Below are 16756 nucleotides of genomic sequence, written 5' to 3' on the forward strand. Positions count from 1 at the left end.
CCCGGTCCGGGGCGATGCCCAGGACCGGGTTTCAGTCTTTGTCTGTCGTGCAGACGCCTCAGGGCGTCAAGCGCCGCGACGCTGTGACGACGGCCCGGACTCCTCGTCCTCGTCGTCGTCATCCCTGTTGTAGAGGTCCGCGTACCGAGCGTACGGGTCGTCCTCGTCCAGTTCGTCGTCGTCTACCTCGACCGGCTCGCTGACAGGCAGCGGTTCTACGGTCGATGCGCCCAGCTCGTTGGCCAGACGCGAGAGGTCAGTCCCGCCGCTGCTGTACTTCAGCTGGCGGGCGACCTTCGTCTGCTTGGCCTTTGCCCGGCCGCGCCCCATGGCTCGACCCCCTCGGTGACGGGGCTCGACGGCCCCAGAGTCTGACACGCGTTCATGGTTCGGAGCGGGCTCTCCGTGGAGAGACCGTCCGTAGGGGTTTAACGGTACCTGCTTCCGCGGCCATACGGTACGCCGCCCGCATGACGCGCCCCGGTGCAGAACCAACAAGGCGCCCCGTCCTCGCTGGTCAGCTGCGATTTTAACCTTTTCCTGGCGGGCGACCCGCCGAAGTGCAGTGAGTTCCGTCTCGCCGCACCCCGGCGGGCGTGCCCAAGGGCCCCTGGAAGTGCCTAGACCGCGCGCGCGGCGCGGCCGTCGGCCATCCGCTGCTCGGCGATCCGGTCGGCCGCGGCGGCCGGCGGAATGCCGTCTGCCTTCGCGCGAGCAAAGATCTCCAGAGTGGTGTCGAAGATCTTCGTGGCCTTGGCCTTGCAGCGGTCGAAGTCGAAGCCGCGCAGCTCGTCGGCGACCTGGATGACACCGCCCGCGTTGACCACGTAGTCGGGCGCGTAGAGGATCCCGCGGTCCGAGAGGTCCTTCTCGATGCCCGGGTGCGCGAGCTGGTTGTTCGCCGCGCCGCAGACGATCGTCGCGGTGAGCGCCGGGACGGTCTCGTCGTTCAGGGCACCGCCGAGCGCGCAGGGGGCGTAGATGTCCAGGCCCTCGGTGCGGATCAGCGCGTCCGTGTCGACGACCGCGGTGACCTTGCCCGGGTGCTTGTCCAGGATCCGGCGTACGGACTCTTCCCGTACGTCCGTGATGACGACCTCGGCGCCGTCCTCCAGCAGGTGCTCGACCAGGTAGTGGCCGACCTTGCCGACACCGGCCACGCCGACCTTGCGGCCGCGCAGGGTCGGGTCGCCCCACAGGTGCTGGGCGCTGGCGCGCATGCCCTGGAAGACGCCGAAGGCGGTGAGGACCGAGGAGTCGCCGGCGCCGCCGTTCTCGGGGGAGCGTCCGGTCGCCCAGCGGGTCTCGCGGGCCACGACGTCCATGTCGGCAACGTAGGTGCCGACGTCGCAGGCCGTCACGTAGCGGCCGCCGAGGGACTCCACGAACCGGCCGTAGGCCTGGAGGAGTTCCTCGCTCTTGAGGACGTCCGGGTCGCCGATGATCACGGCCTTGCCGCCGCCGAGGTCGAGACCGGCGAGGGCGTTCTTGTACGACATGCCGCGCGAGAGGTTCAGCGCGTCCTGGACGGCCTCCTCGTCGGAGGCGTACGCGTGGAAGCGCGTACCGCCGAGGGCGGGGCCCAGGGCGGTGGAGTGGATGGCGATGACGGCCTTCAGGCCGGTGGCGCGGTCCTGGCACAGCACGACTTGCTCGTGGCCGCCCTGCTCCGTACGGAACAGGGTGTGCAGGACGCCGTCGGTCATTTCGGTCACGGTGGTGACTCCCATGGAAGAGATGCGGCGGAAATACGCCCGCCCTGCGGGTGGGGGAGGGCGTGCTGGGAGCAGAGTAAGACCTGAGGGCCGCCCGTAGGTGACCTGTCCGAGGATCGAAACACTCCCGTGGTGCGAGGGCGCGCGGGCACCCGGAGGTGAACCGGGCCCCGCCGCAGGGCAGTACGAGAGCGTGAGCGAATCCTCCGATCTCCCGCTGCCGTCCGCGCGCTCGGCGCCGACCATCCCGTACGCCTCCTACCTGCGCGTCTACGAGCCCCTGGCGGCCTTCGCCGAGCCGGAGCGCACGCACTGGGCCGACTACGCCCGGCGCGGGGCGACCCCCACCGCCCAGGACGAACTGCGCCGGTCGCTGTCGGACTTGGTGCGGGTCCCGGTGGTGGGGGTGCCGGCCCACGAGAGCGGGGACGCCTTCACGACGGTGGTCGACGGGGTGCTGCTGGTCTGCCCGTGGCGCACCCGGCTCCGCGGCTGGCTGGCGTTGCAGGAGCTCGTCGAGTGGTTCCCGCGCCCGGTGCTGGACGCGGCGCTCCCGCCGGGGGCACGTCTGCGGGCGGTCGAGGACTACGAGCGCTGGCGCGAACGGAACCCGGACGCACGCCCGTGGATCCGCACGGGTGTGTGGCAGGTCCCGCTGCGCTGGTTCGTCCTGGTGGCGGACGAGGAGCGGGATCACGTGCCGGGCGAGCGGCTGCGCTACCGCACGCCGATGGTGCAGGCCCGGCGGCGGCTCGCCCGGGCGCTGCGGACCCTGCGCGACGCGGAGGGGTACGGGGCGCTCGCCGACGGGCTGGTGGAGGTGGGGAGCTGGCTGGAGGAGTTCCACCCGCGCTCGCTGGTCGAGCTGGACTACGGCGGACTGGTGCACGCGCTGCCGGCGGACCGGTTGGCGGCCGATCGCTCGGCCGGGGACCTCGCGGCGGGCATCGCGGCCCTGCGGGCCGGGGACACGGAGGGCGCGACCGAGGTCTACGAGGGGCTCGCGGAGCGGTGGCGGGCGGTCCGGGAGCGACTTTTCGCGAATTAGGCCGAAAGGGGCCTGTGTGGCTGGATTCACCCGAGAGGGGGTCGCACGTATCGTCCGGTATCGGTCGATCGGTCAATACTGGCTGATCAGAGGCCTGATCATGGCATTTGGGACGTAGTACCAGGACCTACGTCCCGATACGGGCCATTGGCCCAAGCGTGACGGACCGCACTAACTACACCCTTGCGCCCTTCCCCTACCCTCGTGCCAAAATAGGACAAGGAGTCCGGGGAGGGTTCCTTCCGCCCAACTAAGGGCGGAATGCTCGGCATTGCACTCTACGGGGGGTCTGACGACTCCTGATCGCTCTGTGACTGATCGTCACAGTGGGGTGACTGTCCGTTATGGGACGGTCCATCGGCTTCCGCCGCTGATGAACACCTCGGAGGGCAATTCCGTCGGTTTGGCCGTCGAGGCTGGACGGATGGTGTAGTTGTAGTGCCGAGGACAAGCCGTTCGTCCTATAACCGACTCGGCCCGCGTATGTCCATTTCGGGCAACGCGGGCCAAGGTGCAGAATTTAGAGGAAAGAACCGAGATGGTTCGGTTCTCCCGAGGAGGCCGCTCATGACCGCTCGCACCCCTGATGCCGAGCCGCTGCTGACCCCGGCTGAGGTTGCCACGATGTTCCGCGTGGACCCGAAGACGGTCACCCGCTGGGCCAAGGCTGGCAAGCTCACGTCCATCCGCACCCTGGGTGGACACCGCCGGTACCGCGAGGCCGAGGTTCGCGCACTGCTCGCGGGAATTCCGCAGCAGCGCAGCGAGGCCTGAGGTCGCGTTAACACCCCGCTTTAACGGGTTTATCGGGTCCCCCAATCCGATGAAACCCACATAGCTTCATACGGCCGAGCCTGCCCCAACAGGCCGAGGTCGTTCGATCGCGCTGGACTCCGCCGGGTCCAGCGCGATCTTTTTTATGCCCAGGTCAGGGCGGTCTCGATCGCGCGAGGGGGCACCGGCGGAGTAGGTGCCATTGCACATATTCTATCGAGCGGGCGTATGGGTGCGATAAAAGTATGAGTCTCAAAAACTCATACGGTGACTCCCGTCACAGATGATCACTCTTGTATATCCGGTAATGCACCCCGTAAAGGGGACGAGCATCCCGAGGCGCATCATGCGAACGGGGGATTCCGTGCGACGGCCCACGGTTCGCCCGTGTTCCGTCCGTCCACGGCGTGCCCGTGGCGTGCTCACGGCGTGCCCGCGGTCGGCCCATGGCGTGCCCGGGGTCTGCCCATGGGCGCGCGGGCGAGCTGCAGGGGCCCCGGAGGGCGGGCGGGCGCGGCCCGGAGGTGTTCACGGGCGACGCGGGCGCTCCACGAGCCCCAGGCGCCTCCCAAGGCCGCCCGGGCGATGACACCCGCCAACGCGTCAGGGCCCGCATCCCCAGAGGGATACGGGCCCTGACGTTTCTGCGAACCTGACGGGACTTGAACCCGCGACCTCCACCTTGACAGGGTGGCGAGCTAACCAACTGCTCCACAGGTCCTTGATTTGCGGCCGCTCGGCGGCTGCGAATCAGACTGTACCGCAGCTCAGGGGGTGCAGTCGAACCGGACCACGGCGACGGTCACGGAGCCGCCGCGTCCACCGCCTTCACGATGCGCTTGTCGGAGATCGGGTACGCCGTCCCGAGCGCGTGCGCGAAGTAACTGACGCGCAGTTCCTCGATCATCCAGCGGATGTCGGTGACCGTGGACGGGACCGGCCGTCCCTTCGGCAACTGCTCCAGCAGCCAGGCGTACTCGTCCTGCATCTCGTGGACCTTCTCCATGCGCGTGGTGTCGCGCTGGACGCCCGTCGGCATCTGCTGGAGCCGCCGGTCCGCCGCCACCAGGTAGCGCATCAGGTCCGGCAGCCGGCGCAGCCCCGTTAGCGTCACGAAGCCCGCCGGCATGAGGGCCGCCAGCTGCGTCTTGACGTCCTGGATGTTCGCGACCAGGGCCAGGCTGCCCGTGGCCTTCAGCCGGCGCTCACAGGCCTGCCAGGCGGCCAGCACCTGCTGCACCTGGCTCACGGTGCGCACGGTCGTGTCCACCAGGTCGGCGCGGACGGCCTCGTAGAGCTTCCGGAAGCCCGCCTCGTCCCACGCCGGGCCCCCGTGGTCGGCGATCAGCTTGTCGGTCGCCGCGGTCGCGCAGTCGTCGAAGAGCGCCTGGATGGAGCCGTGCGGGTTCCTGGACAGGGCCAGCTTCTGCTGGTTGCTCAGGTGGTCCGAGGCGAACTTCGCCGGGTTCACCGGGATGTTCAGCAGGATCAGCCGCCGGGTGCCCAGCCACATCGCCCGCTGCTGCTCGGCCTCGGTGTCGAAGAGCCGGACCGAGACGGCCTGGCCCTCGTCCACCAGCGCCGGGTAGGCCTTGACCGGCTGGCCCGCGCGCCGGGTCTCGAAGACCTTCGTCAGCGAGCCGATCGTCCAGTCCGTCAGCCCGGTGCGTTCCACGGACTCCCCGCCCGCCCGCTCGGCGGTGGCCGCGGCGGCCTTGGACAGGGCCTGGCGGGCCTTCGGCTTCAGGCGCAGCCGCAGGGCCTCCAGGTCCTTGTCCTCGGCGAGGTTCTTGCGGCGCTCGTCGACGATCCGGAAGGTGATCTTCAGGTGGTCCGGGATCCGGCCGAGGTCGAAGTCCTCGGCCGAGACCGGGACCCCGACCATCCGCTGGAGCTCGCGGGCGAGGGTGACCGGCAGCGGCTCCTGCAGGGGCACCGCCGTGTCCAGGAAGCGGCCGGCGTAGTTCGGAGCGGGTACGTAGTGCCGGCGGATCGGCTTCGGCAGCGAGCGGATCAGCTCGGTGACGACCTCCTCGCGCAGGCCCGGGATCTGCCAGTCGAAGCCCTCGTCGGTGACCTGGTTCAGCACCTGGAGCGGGATGTGGACGGTCACGCCGTCGGCGTCCGCGCCCGGCTCGAACTGGTAGGTCACCCGGAACTTCAGCTGACCCTGGCGCCAGGAGTCCGGGTAGTCGGCCTTGGTGACCCCGGCCGCCTTCTCGGTCAGCAGCATCTCGCGCTCGAAGTCGAGGAGTTCGGGCTCCTCGCGCTTCTTGTGCTTCCACCACGAGTCGAAGTGCGCCCCCGAGACCACATGGGCGGGGATCTTCTGGTCGTAGAAGTCGAAGAGCGTCTCGTCGTCGACCACGATGTCGCGGCGCCGGGCCCGGTTCTCCAGCTCCTCCACCTCGGTGAGGAGCTTGCGGTTGTCGGCGTAGAACTTGTGGTGGGTCCGCCAGTCGCCCTCGACGAGAGCGTTGCGGATGAACAGCTCGCGCGAGACCTCGGCGTCGATCCGACCGTAGTTGATCTTCCGCTGGGCCACGATCGGTACGCCGTACAGCGTGACCTTCTCGTACGCCATCACGGCCGCCTGGTCCTTCTCCCAGTGCGGCTCGCTGTACGTGCGCTTGACCAGGTGCTGCGCCAGCGGCTCCACCCACTCGGGCTCCACCTTGGCGTTCACCCGGGCCCACAGCCGCGAGGTCTCCACCAGCTCGGCGGACATCACGAACTTGGGCTGCTTCTTGAAGAGCGAGGAGCCCGGGAAGATCGCGAACTTGGCCGACCGCGCGCCCAGGTACTCGTTCTTGTCCGTGTCCTTGAGCCCGATGTGCGAGAGCAGACCCGCCAGCAGCGAGACATGGACGACCTGCTCGGGGGCGTCGGCCTCGTTGACGTGGATGCCCATGCCCTTGGCGACCGTGCGCAGCTGGGAGTAGATGTCCTGCCACTCGCGGATCCGCAGGAAGTTGAGGTACTCCTGCTTGCACATCCGGCGGAACGAGGACGAGCCGCGCTCCTTCTGCTGCTCGCGCACGTAGCGCCACATGTTCAGGAACGAGAGGAAGTCGCTGGTCTCGTCCTTGAAGCGGGCGTGGTTCTGGTCGGCCTGGGTCTGCTTGTCCGAGGGCCGCTCGCGCGGGTCCTGGATGGACAGGGCCGCCGCGATGACCATGACCTCGCGGACGCAGTTGTTCTTGTCGGCCTCGATGACCATGCGGGCCAGCCGCGGGTCCACGGGGAGCTGCGAGAGCTGGCGGCCCATCTGGGTGAGCCGCCGCGTCGGATCCTTCTCGGTCGGGTCCAGCGCGCCGAGTTCCTGGAGCAGCTGCACGCCGTCGCGGATGTTGCGGTGGTCCGGCGGGTCGATGAAGGGGAACTTCTCGATCTCGCCGAGGCCGGCCGCGGTCATCTGGAGGATGACGGAGGCCAGGTTCGTCCGCAGGATCTCGGCGTCGGTGAACTCGGGACGGGCGTCGAAGTCGTCCTCGGAGTACAGCCGGATGCAGATGCCGTCGCTGGTACGGCCGCAGCGGCCCTTGCGCTGGTTGGCGCTGGCCTGCGAGATCCGCTCGATCGGCAGCCGCTGGACCTTGGTGCGGTGGCTGTAGCGGGAGATCCGGGCGGTGCCCGGGTCGATCACGTACTTGATGCCGGGGACGGTCAGCGAGGTCTCGGCGACGTTGGTCGCGAGGACGATCCGGCGCCCGGTGTGCTGCTGGAAGACGCGGTGCTGCTCGGCGTGCGAGAGGCGTGCGTAGAGGGGAAGGACCTCGGTGAAGCGCAGGTTCCGTTTGTTCAGGGCGTCCGCGGTGTCGCGGATCTCCCGCTCGCCGGAGAGGAAGACCAGGATGTCGCCCGGACCCTCCGCCTGGAGCTCGTCCACGGCCTCGCAGATCGCGGTGATCTGGTCCCGGTCGCTGTCGTCGCCCTCCTCCTCCAGGAGTGGGCGGTAGCGCACCTCCACCGGATACGTCCGGCCGCTGACCTCGACGATCGGCGCGTCCCCGAAATGCCGGGAGAACCGCTCCGGGTCGATGGTCGCCGAGGTGATCACGACCTTGAGGTCGGGGCGCTTGGGCAGCAGCGTGGCCAGATAGCCCAGCAGGAAGTCGATGTTCAGCGACCGCTCGTGGGCCTCGTCGATGATGATCGTGTCGTAGGCGCGCAGCTCGCGGTCCGTCTGGATCTCGGCGAGCAGGATGCCGTCCGTCATCAGCTTCACGAAGGTCGCGTCCTGGTCCACCTGGTCGGTGAAGCGGACCTTCCAGCCGACGGTCTGGCCGATCTCGGACTTCAGCTCCTCGGCGATCCGCTCCGCGACCGTGCGGGCGGCGATCCGGCGGGGCTGGGTGTGCCCGATCATGCCCCGGACGCCGCGGCCCAGCTCCATACAGATCTTGGGGATCTGCGTGGTCTTGCCGGACCCGGTCTCGCCCGCGACGATCACGACCTGGTGGTCGCGTATCGCCTCGGCGATCTCGTCCTTCTTCTGGCTGACGGGCAGGTTCTCGGGATACGTGACCTCCGGCATCCGCGAGGCGCGGCCGGCCAGACGCGCGGCGGCCTTGGTGGCCTCCGCGGCGATCTCGTCGAGCACGGCCTGCTTGGCCTCGGGCTTGCGGATACGGCGGGCGCCTTCGAGGCGGCGGCCGAGGCGGTGCGCGTCACGGAGGGAGATCTCACCGAGAAGCGTCTGCAGGGCGGCGAAGGAAGTAGACATACCTGATCGAGGATCTCACCTGGGCCCTCCGGGTGGCGAACGCATTTGTCGGGTGGACCCGTACCATTTCGGGACGAGTCCGTCGGCCGTATGTATGAGAGGCAGCCCACCTTGTCCCGCCCCCGCCTGTTCGGCTGCGCCGTGCTCGCGGTACTGGCGCTCCTCATGGGCTGCCGGGCCGTCGCGGCGGCGGACACCCAGGTCCACCCGCCCCGGGCCGGGACGAAGGCTCAGGTCGGGACGAAGCCTCAGGTCGGTGCATCCGTCCAGGCCGGGACGACGGCCTCGGCGGGGTCGGGCGCGTCCGGGTCCACCGACACCGGTGGGCCCGCCTGTGCGCCGGCGGCCCCCCAGCGTGACGGTACGCCCGCCGTCCCCGCGCGGGCCTGGGGCGAGCACGCCCAGGTCCCGCTCGGCCGGGCGGCGCCCGAGGAGACGAGCCCGCCCGCGGCCGTGCCCGTACACACCCTCGTACGCGGCCCCGAGCGCCCGGCGCCCGATCGGCTGGAGCTGTGCGTGATGCGGGTCTAGAGGAACCGGTCCCCCTCGGTCCCGTCCCACCACCCGCAGAACCGGAGCACCCGTATGCCCTCGTCCAAGAAGTCCACCAAGAAGTCCTCCACCAAGCCCCTGCTGATCTCCGCCGGGGTGGCCCTCGCCGCGATCACCCTCGGGCTCGTCTCCTGGCAGGCCACCTCCCCCAACGGGGCCGGCTCGGCCGGCGCCGGCTCCGGCGCAGTGGCCGCGCCCAGGACGGACCCGGCCGCCGAGCTCAAGGCACTGGCCCGCCGCGAGTCCGGCGACAAGCTCGCCGTCGGCCGCGCCGACGCGCCCGTCGTGCTCATCGAGTACTCCGACTTCAAGTGTGGCTACTGCGGCAAGTTCGCCCGGGACACCGAGCCCGAACTGGTGAAGAAGTACGTGGCGGACGGCACCCTGCGCATCGAATGGCGCAACTTCCCGATCTTCGGAGCCGAGTCCGAGGCCGCCGCCAAGGCGGCCTGGGCGGCCGGGCAGCAGGACCGTTTCGACGCCTTCCACGCGGCGGCCTACGCCGGCGGCTCGAAGGAGAAGGGCTTCGCCGAGTCCCGGCTCGTGGAGCTGGCCCGCGAGGCCGCAGTCCCCGACCTGGAGCGCTTCAAGGCGGACATGGCCGGCGAGCAGGCCGCGGCCGCCCTGCAGAAGGACCAGGAGGAGGGCTACCGCATCGGCGTCACCTCCACCCCTTCCTTCCTGCTGAACGGCAGGCCCATCGCCGGCGCCCAGCCGCTCGACACCTTCACGGCCGCCATCGCCAAGGCGAAGGCCGAGGCGGCGAAGCAGTGACCGACATCGGATATCTGGCCGCCCTGCTGGGCGGCCTCCTCGCGCTGCTCAGCCCGTGCAGCGCGCTGCTGCTGCCGGCCTTCTTCGCGTACTCCATCGACTCCACCTCGCGGCTCCTGGCGCGCACCGGGATCTTCTACGCGGGCCTCGCGAGCACCCTCGTACCGCTCGGGGCGGCCGGCTCGTACGCCGGGCGGTTCTTCCACAGCAACCGCGACCAGCTCGTACTGGCCGGCGGCTGGCTGATCATCGCGCTCGGCCTCGCACAGATCCTGGGCCTCGGTTTCGCCCCGAAGCGGATCTCGGAGCTGTCGGGCCGGATCCGGCCGACCACCGCCCTGTCGGTGTACGCGCTCGGCGCGGTCTACGGCCTGGCCGGCTTCTGCGCCGGCCCGATCCTGGGCAGCGTGCTGACGGTCGCGGCGGTCAGCGGCAGCCCCGTCTACGGCGGGGTGCTGCTCGCCGTCTACGCCTTGGGGATGGCCGTGCCGTTGTTCGTACTGGCCCTGCTGTGGGAGCGGTTCGACCTGGGCAGGCGGCGCTGGCTGCGCGGGCGGGCCCTGCGTGTCGGCCGCTTCGAGCTGCACACCACCTCGCTGCTGTCCGGGCTGTTCTTCATCACCCTGGGCGTGCTGTTCCTCGTCTACGAGGGGGCGAGCGCGCTGCCGGGCCTGCTGGACGTGGACGACTCGTTCGCGGTGGAGCAGTGGGTCGGCTCGCTGGCGGACGCGGTCCCGGACGGGGCGCTGCTGGGCCTGGTCGCCGCCGGGGCTGCGGCGGTCGGCGTCGTGCAGTGGCGGCGCCGGGAGCGCACGGCGGCAGCCGGCACGGGAGAGGCCGAAGGAGCCGAGGGGGAGTAACCACAGAAGGCCCCGTCCGATGGACGGGGCCTTCTTGATGGTGGCTGGGGCCGGGGTCGAACCGGCGACCTATCGCTTTTCAGGCGATCGCTCGTACCAACTGAGCTACCCAGCCACGAAACCGTTTCCGGCTTCAGCGATCCTGACGGGACTTGAACCCGCGACCTCCACCTTGACAGGGTGGCGAGCTAACCAACTGCTCCACAGGACCTTGCAGTGTGCGAGAACAAGTCTTGCACACGGTAATGCGTACCCCCAACGGGATTCGAACCCGTGCTACCGCCTTGAAAGGGCGGCGTCCTGGGCCACTAGACGATGAGGGCTAAAGGCCCGCCGGGCACTTCTCAGCGCGTCGGGGACGTGAGAAGCATATGGGATCCGGGGAGCTATCGCCAAAACGGTTTCCCCCGGAGCGACAATGGCCGGGTGCTGGAGATGACGCGCGAGGAGTTCGAAGAGCTCGTCGCAGAGGCCCTGGACCGGATTCCGCCGGAGCTGACGCGGCTGATGGACAACGTGGCGGTGTTCGTCGAGGACGAACCACCCGCCGACGACCCCGAGCTGCTCGGTCTGTACGAGGGAACTCCGCTGACGGACCGCGGCGAGTGGTACGCCGGGGTGCTGCCGGACCGGATCACCATCTACCGCAATCCCACGTTGCGCATGTGCGAGGACCGGGAGAGCGTGGTCGCGGAGACGGAGGTCACCGTGGTGCACGAGATCGCCCATCACTTCGGGATCGACGACGACCGGCTGCACGCGCTGGGCTACGGGTGACCGGGCCGGCTCGGGATCCGGGTCAGGGCCCGGGTCGGGATCCGGGTCGGGATCCGGCATGGTCACCCGGTCCGGGGCCGGTTCCCGGTGACGGGGCGGGACGGGCGGCGGATGTCGCGGAGGCGATCGATCCGGACGTCGACCTGCACGTACCCGCGCAGCGCGCCGAACCGCAGGGCCGGGTGCTCGCGGCGGTGGCGGCGGGCGGCGCGGCCGGAGGGGCGGCGCGGTACGGGATCTCCCTGCTGTGGCCGGCCGGGCCCGGGGCCTTCCCGTGGGCGACCCTGTGGATCAACGCCTCCGGAAGCGCGCTGATCGGCGTCCTCATGGTGTGCATCGGCGAGGGCGGCCGGACGACACCGCATCCGCTGCTGAGGCCCTTCGTCGGGGTCGGCGTGCTCGGCGGCTTCACCACCTTCTCCACCTACGCGGTCGACTTCTCGCGGCTCCTGGACGCGGGGGAGACCGGGACCGCCTTGGCCTACGGCGGGCTCACGGTGGTGGCGGCGCTCGGCGCGGTGTGGGCGGCGGCCTCGGCGACCCGGCTCGCGCTGCGCGGGCGCGGCCCCGGGCCCGGCCCCGGACCTGGTCCCGGACCCAGGCCCGGCCCCGGCTCCGGGCGGGCTCCGCGGTGAACTGGCTGCTCGTGGTGGCGGGCGCGGCCGTCGGCGCGCCGCTGCGCTACCTGCTGGACCGCGCGGTGCAGACGCGGACGGTCGGCCCGGACGGTTCGGACGCCCTCTTCCCCTGGGGCACCTTCGTGGTCAACGCGACCGCCTGCCTGGTGCTCGGGTCGCTGGCCGGGGCGGCGCTGGCGGGGGCCGCCTCCTCGCGGCTCCAGTTGCTGCTCGGGGCCGGGCTGTGCGGGGCGCTCAGCACGTACTCGACGTTCTCGTACGAGACGCTGCGGCTGGCCGAGCGCGGCCGGGGGTTCCTGGCCGCGGCGAACGTCGTGATGTCGGTGCTGGTCGGGCTGGGCGCGGTGCACCTCGGCTCGCAGGTGGCGCGGCAACTCCTCGGCTGAGGGTTGCCGAGGATCGGGCCGGGGGTTGGGCCGAGGGCGTGTCCCTTGCGGGTCAAAGGGAGTTGGGCACATTGACCCGCTCATGCGGAAAGTTCACCCACAGGCTCCGGAGGTGCCCCCGTGCGCCAGTTGTCCGCTTCCCTCCGACTGGCCGTCACCGCGCTCGCGGTCGCGGCGACGGCCGGCTGCATGAGCGTCGGTGAGGACGCGGCGAAGCCCGGGCCCGCCGCTTCGGGGGACCGCCGCAGCGGCGCCGAGGCGGGTGCGGGGACCGTCTCGGGGCGGGGCTCCGGAGTCCACGGCAACGGGCACGGCACGAAGGACGGTGCCGGGAGCCAGGGCAGGTCCAAGGAGGACGGCAAGGCCTCCGGCGCGACCGGGGCCTCACCGAGCGAGGGCGCGCCGAGCGGGCGTCCGGGGGTGCCCGCGCCGTCGGCCGGGCCGGGCGGCGGCGCCGGCGGGCAGGGCCCGCAGGAACCCACCACGGGCGGATCGAACGGTTCGAGCGGTTCGGGTGGATCCGGCGGCGGCCCGGGCGGATCCGCCGGTGGGCAGCAGTCGGCCGGCCCGACCCCGGCGCCGCCGGCCACCACTCCCCCTGTGACGGAACCCACGTCGGCGCCGCCGAGTCCGCAGCCGGAGCCGACCACCGCGCCGGCCCCCGAGCTCTAGGCCCGGCGGGCGGTCGGCCGGGCCTGACCGGGCTCGGCCCGGTGCCCACCCTCGGGGAGTCTTCGCAGGTCAGAGGTCTATTGGGTGGAGCGACTTGCCAGACCCCGGGGAGGGTGCGTATGGTTATAGATCGTTTGATCCCATTGCCCGGCGCCGAATCCGAAGAGCGCCGTGTGGCGCGTACTCTCCCTAGCCGTGGCTGACCGCATTGAGGCGGTCGATTTGCGATTCACGGAGTTTGGGCGCGTGCCGAGACTCCGGAAGGTTTCGCATTTCGCATGTCCATTTCCAGTTCTGACCGTTCCGTCATGCCCGAGAACGACACCAACGAGATCATCGACGCCGAGGCCCTTGTGGTCACCGAGGCGATCGAGGCCGCCGAGGCGGACGAGATCATCGAGGCTCTTGAGGCCGACGTGAACACCGACGAGTCCTTCGAGGACTCGACCACCGACTTCGACGACGACGCCGACGCGGACGCCGAGCCCTCGATCACCTTCGGCGACCTCGGTCTCCCCGAGGGCATCGTGCGCAAGCTCGCGCAGAACGGCGTCACCGCCCCCTTCCCGATCCAGGCCGCGACCATCCCGGACGCCCTGGCCGGCAAGGACATCCTCGGCCGTGGCCGCACCGGCTCCGGCAAGACCCTCTCCTTCGGTCTGCCGACCCTGGCCTCGCTGGCCGGCGGTCACACCGAGAAGAAGAAGCCCCGCGCGATCATCCTCACGCCGACCCGTGAGCTCGCGATGCAGGTCGCGGACGCGCTCCAGCCCTACGGCGACGTGCTCGGCCTGAAGATGAAGGTCGTCTGCGGCGGTACCTCCATGAGCAACCAGATCTACGCCCTGGAGCGCGGTGTCGACGTCCTCGTCGCCACCCCGGGCCGTCTGCGCGACATCATCAACCGTGGCGCCTGCTCGCTGGAGAACGTCAAGATCGCCGTCCTCGACGAGGCCGACCAGATGGCCGACCTGGGCTTCCTGCCCGAGGTCACCGAGCTGCTCGACCAGATCCCCGGCGGCGGCCAGCGCATGCTCTTCTCCGCCACCATGGAGAACGAGATCGGCACCCTGGTCAAGCGCTACCTGTCCAACCCCGTCACGCACGAGGTCGACAGCGCGCAGGGCAACGTCACGACCATGACGCACCACGTCCTCGTCGTGAAGCCGAAGGACAAGGCGCCGGTCACGGCCGCCATCGCCGCCCGCAAGGGCCGCACCATCATCTTCGTCCGCACCCAGCTGGGCGCCGACCGCATCGCCGAGCAGCTCGTCGAGGCCGGCGTGAAGGCCGACGCGCTGCACGGCGGCATGACGCAGGGTGCCCGTACCCGCGTCCTCGCCGACTTCAAGGACGGCTACGTCAACGCGCTCGTCGCCACCGACGTCGCCGCCCGCGGTATCCACGTCGACGGCATCGACCTGGTCCTGAACGTGGACCCGGCCGGCGACCACAAGGACTACCTGCACCGCTCGGGCCGTACCGCCCGCGCCGGCAAGTCCGGTGTCGTGGTCTCCCTGGCGCTGCCGCACCAGCGTCGCCAGATCTTCCGCCTGATGGAGGACGCGGGCGTCGACGCCTCGCGTCACATCGTCCAGGGCGCCGGCGCCTTCGAGCCGGAGGTCGCCGAGATCACCGGTGCCCGTTCGCTGACCGAGGTCCAGGCCGACTCCGCGAACAACGCCGCCAAGCAGGCCGAGCGTGAGGTCGCCGAGCTCACCAAGCAGCTGGAGCGCCTGTCGCGCCGCGCCGTGGAGCTGCGCGAGGAGGCCGACCGCCTCGTCGCCCGTTCCGCCCGTGAGCGTGGCGAGGACCCGGAGGCCGCTGTCGCCGAGGTGGCCGAGGCCGCCGAGGCCGAGGTCGCGGCCGCTGCCGCCGCCGCTGCCGCCGAACTGGCCGCGCAGGAGCGCCGCGAGGAGCAGCGCGCCCAGCGTGACGACCGTGGCAACTTCGAGCGTCGCGACAACCGTGGCGGCGACCGCGGTGGCGACCGTGGCGGCTTCCGCCGCGACGACCGCGGTGACCGCGGTGGCCGTCCGTCCGGTGGCTTCAACCGTGACGACCGTGGTGGCGACCGTGGTGGCTTCCGCCGCGACGACCGTGGTGGCGACCGTGGTGGCTTCCGCCGCGACGACCGTCCGTCCGGTGGCTTCCGCTCCGGTGGCGACCGTCCGTCCGGTGGTGGCTTCCGTCGTGACGACCGTCCGTCCGGTGGCTTCAACCGCGATGACCGTGGTGGCGACCGTGGTGGCTTCCGCCGCGACGACCGTCCCTCCGGTGGCTTCAACCGTGACGACCGCTCCTCGGGCGGCTTCAACCGCGACGACCGTCCGTCCGGTGGCTTCCGCTCCGGTGGCGGCGACCGCCCGTTCAACCGTGACCGTCGTGACGACCGTCCCTCCGGTGGCTTCCGCTCCGGTGGCGGCGAGCGCCCGTACGGCCGCCGTGACGACCACCGTCCGGCGGGTGGCTCCGGTTCCGGTTCCACCGGCGGCTTCGGTGGCCGTCGCGACGACAAGCCGCGCTGGAAGCGCAACGGCTGATCGCAGCTGAGCTGAACCCCTGAGAAAGGGCCCGTACGACACCCAGGTGCCGTACGGGCCCTTTCCGTATCCCCGGACGCCTCGTAGGCCTCGGAAGCTGATGGTCCGTAACACCCCCTGGAAAGCCGGTCCCAGGCCGTGTGAAGGGCCACGGGACCGACGGCGACAGGCCGGTCGGCGGATACCCGATCGGCTGACCGGCGCGGTCCGGCTATGCTCTGGGGTGAGCACCTGGAGGGCCATTAGCTCAATTGGCAGAGCAGCGGACTTTTAATCCGTTGGTTGTCGGTTCGAGTCCGACATGGCCTACCGCTCGCAGGGACGGGGAGACATCCTCCGACCTGCTGCTGAGCGCCCCACCCAGCTTCGGCCGGATGGGGCGCTCCGTCGTTCCCGGGGGCCGGCCGGCCGCCGGGGCCGCCGAACCGGCGGACCGTGGCCGGGCGATGGGCGCCGCCTCCGGTGGGGTGGACACGGGCGGCGGCGTGCCGCCCGGAAAATCCGGTGACCGTTCAGGGCCGCGGAGGTAGCGTCGCCGATCATGACGCCTGTTCTGCGTACCGAGCGCCTGCTCCTCGACCCGTACACACCGGCCGACGAGGAGGCGTTCGTCGCCCTCTTCCAGGACCACCGGGTGTCCCGGTGGATGGGGGACGGTCCCACTTCCGAGGACGAGGACCGGGCGCTCTTCGGGCGGGTCTTCTCGAAGGTCTACGCCGAGAACCTCTTCGACGTGTGGGCCGTGCGCCGGGACGGCCGGCTGGTCGGGCACGCCGAGATCAAGCGCACCGACGAGGTCGACGGCCACGAGATCATCTACGCCCTGGCCGCCGAGGCCTGGGGGGCGGGCCTGGGTACCGAGATCGCCGAGGCGATCGTCGCGTACGGCTTCGGCGCCCTCGGTCTGACGGAGGTGCACGCCACGGTGGCCGACGCCAACACGGCCTCGCTGGTCCTGCTGGAGCGGATCGGCTTCAGCCACGTCCGGGACGTACGGGAGGACGACGGGAGCACGACCCACGTGCTGACCCGGCACCGGGACCCCGTCGCCTGACGGCCACCACCGGGCCGGTTCCGGGCCGGTTTCAAGGCTTTGACCTGCGACGATGCCCTCCTGTGGGGCGCGTGGCGGTTAATTGGTGAAGGGCTCTCCCCGGATGGCGTAGAGTTGTGTTCACCGACGCGGGGTGGAGCAGCTCGGTAGCTCGCTGGGCTCATAACCCAGAGGTCGTAGGTTCAAATCCTGCCCCCGCTACTCAGTACGAAGGCCCGGTTCCTCACCAGGAACCGG

The 16756-nt window shown here is 70.6% G+C and carries 14 protein-coding genes and 6 tRNA genes; 13 read left to right on the top strand and 7 right to left on the bottom strand.

Annotated features, from left to right (window positions below; translation table 11 throughout):
- Positions 1-66: 66 nt before the first annotated feature.
- Together BCL76_RS11895 and BCL76_RS11900 are read right to left on the bottom strand one after the other, a co-directional pair.
- Complete coding sequence (locus BCL76_RS11895) at positions 67-330, bottom strand: DUF3073 domain-containing protein (RefSeq protein ID WP_030009392.1); 264 nt, start codon at positions 328-330, stop codon at positions 67-69.
- Between the two features lie 290 nt (positions 331-620).
- A complete protein-coding gene (locus BCL76_RS11900; protein WP_109779403.1) occupies positions 621-1715 on the bottom strand; it encodes a Leu/Phe/Val dehydrogenase in 1095 nt (364 codons plus the stop codon).
- 193 nt (positions 1716-1908) lie between these two features.
- On the opposite strand from BCL76_RS11900, the gene BCL76_RS11905 reads away from it, so the two are divergent.
- On the top strand, positions 1909-2763 hold the full coding sequence (locus tag BCL76_RS11905; RefSeq protein WP_258309535.1) for a hypothetical protein: 855 nt from the start codon (positions 1909-1911) through the stop codon (positions 2761-2763).
- Between the two features lie 567 nt (positions 2764-3330).
- On the top strand, positions 3331-3537 hold the full coding sequence (gene bldC / locus BCL76_RS11910; RefSeq protein ID WP_003949541.1) for a developmental transcriptional regulator BldC: 207 nt from the start codon (positions 3331-3333) through the stop codon (positions 3535-3537).
- A gap of 647 nt (positions 3538-4184) precedes the next feature.
- Here the strand turns inward: bldC and BCL76_RS11915 are convergent.
- Both BCL76_RS11915 and hrpA read right to left on the bottom strand, forming a co-directional pair.
- Positions 4185-4258, bottom strand: a tRNA-Asp gene (locus BCL76_RS11915).
- Between the two features lie 81 nt (positions 4259-4339).
- Positions 4340-8263, bottom strand: coding sequence for an ATP-dependent RNA helicase HrpA (gene hrpA / locus BCL76_RS11920; RefSeq protein WP_109779404.1), 3924 nt, complete (start codon positions 8261-8263; stop codon positions 4340-4342).
- Between the two features lie 111 nt (positions 8264-8374).
- Between hrpA and BCL76_RS11925 the strand changes: the two genes are divergently transcribed.
- Genes BCL76_RS11925 through BCL76_RS11935 form a run of 3 tightly spaced genes read left to right on the top strand, consistent with a single transcriptional unit; the run spans position 8375 to position 10449 of the window.
- Positions 8375-8794, top strand: a complete 420-nt coding sequence (locus BCL76_RS11925; protein ID WP_181382513.1) for a hypothetical protein — start codon at positions 8375-8377, stop codon at positions 8792-8794.
- Between the two features lie 54 nt (positions 8795-8848).
- Positions 8849-9589 carry a DsbA family protein gene (locus tag BCL76_RS11930; RefSeq protein ID WP_109779406.1) on the top strand — a complete coding sequence of 247 codons (741 nt, stop codon included), beginning with the start codon at positions 8849-8851 and terminating at the stop codon, positions 9587-9589.
- Positions 9586-10449, top strand: coding sequence for a cytochrome c biogenesis CcdA family protein (locus tag BCL76_RS11935; protein WP_109779407.1), 864 nt, complete (start codon positions 9586-9588; stop codon positions 10447-10449). The genes BCL76_RS11930 and BCL76_RS11935 overlap by 4 nt, the downstream gene beginning before the upstream one ends.
- A gap of 38 nt (positions 10450-10487) precedes the next feature.
- On the opposite strand, the gene BCL76_RS11940 is transcribed toward BCL76_RS11935, so the two are convergent.
- The 3 genes from BCL76_RS11940 to BCL76_RS11950 all read right to left on the bottom strand — a co-directional run bounded on the left by BCL76_RS11940 (position 10488) and on the right by BCL76_RS11950 (position 10772).
- A tRNA-Phe gene (locus BCL76_RS11940) sits at positions 10488-10564 on the bottom strand.
- 22 nt (positions 10565-10586) lie between these two features.
- Positions 10587-10660, bottom strand: a tRNA-Asp gene (locus BCL76_RS11945).
- Between the two features lie 39 nt (positions 10661-10699).
- Positions 10700-10772: transfer RNA gene (locus BCL76_RS11950), tRNA-Glu, on the bottom strand.
- Between the two features lie 103 nt (positions 10773-10875).
- On the opposite strand from BCL76_RS11950, the gene BCL76_RS11955 reads away from it, so the two are divergent.
- The 8 genes from BCL76_RS11955 to BCL76_RS12000 all read left to right on the top strand — a co-directional run bounded on the left by BCL76_RS11955 (position 10876) and on the right by BCL76_RS12000 (position 16720).
- Positions 10876-11226 carry a metallopeptidase family protein gene (locus BCL76_RS11955; RefSeq protein ID WP_030726307.1) on the top strand — a complete coding sequence of 117 codons (351 nt, stop codon included), beginning with the start codon at positions 10876-10878 and terminating at the stop codon, positions 11224-11226.
- 125 nt (positions 11227-11351) lie between these two features.
- On the top strand, positions 11352-11861 hold the full coding sequence (locus BCL76_RS11965) for a FluC/FEX family fluoride channel (RefSeq protein ID WP_109779490.1): 510 nt from the start codon (positions 11352-11354) through the stop codon (positions 11859-11861).
- Positions 11858-12250, top strand: coding sequence for a fluoride efflux transporter FluC (locus BCL76_RS11970; protein WP_109779408.1), 393 nt, complete (start codon positions 11858-11860; stop codon positions 12248-12250). Before BCL76_RS11965 ends, BCL76_RS11970 begins: the two co-directional genes overlap by 4 nt.
- Before the next feature lie 120 nt (positions 12251-12370).
- A complete protein-coding gene (locus BCL76_RS11975) occupies positions 12371-12922 on the top strand; it encodes a hypothetical protein (RefSeq protein ID WP_109779409.1) in 552 nt (183 codons plus the stop codon).
- A gap of 308 nt (positions 12923-13230) precedes the next feature.
- Positions 13231-15465 carry a DEAD/DEAH box helicase gene (locus BCL76_RS11980; protein ID WP_109779410.1) on the top strand — a complete coding sequence of 745 codons (2235 nt, stop codon included), beginning with the start codon at positions 13231-13233 and terminating at the stop codon, positions 15463-15465.
- Positions 15466-15701: 236 nt separating this feature from the next.
- Positions 15702-15774, top strand: a tRNA-Lys gene (locus BCL76_RS11985).
- Between the two features lie 232 nt (positions 15775-16006).
- Positions 16007-16519 (top strand): GNAT family N-acetyltransferase, encoded by a 513-nt coding sequence (locus tag BCL76_RS11995; protein ID WP_109779412.1) that lies wholly within the window; start codon positions 16007-16009, stop codon positions 16517-16519.
- 127 nt (positions 16520-16646) lie between these two features.
- Positions 16647-16720: transfer RNA gene (locus BCL76_RS12000), tRNA-Met, on the top strand.
- Positions 16721-16756: the final 36 nt, after the last annotated feature.

This window comes from Streptomyces sp. CG 926, assembly GCF_003148825.1.
In the GTDB taxonomy this organism is placed as follows: Bacteria; Actinomycetota; Actinomycetes; order Streptomycetales; family Streptomycetaceae; genus Streptomyces.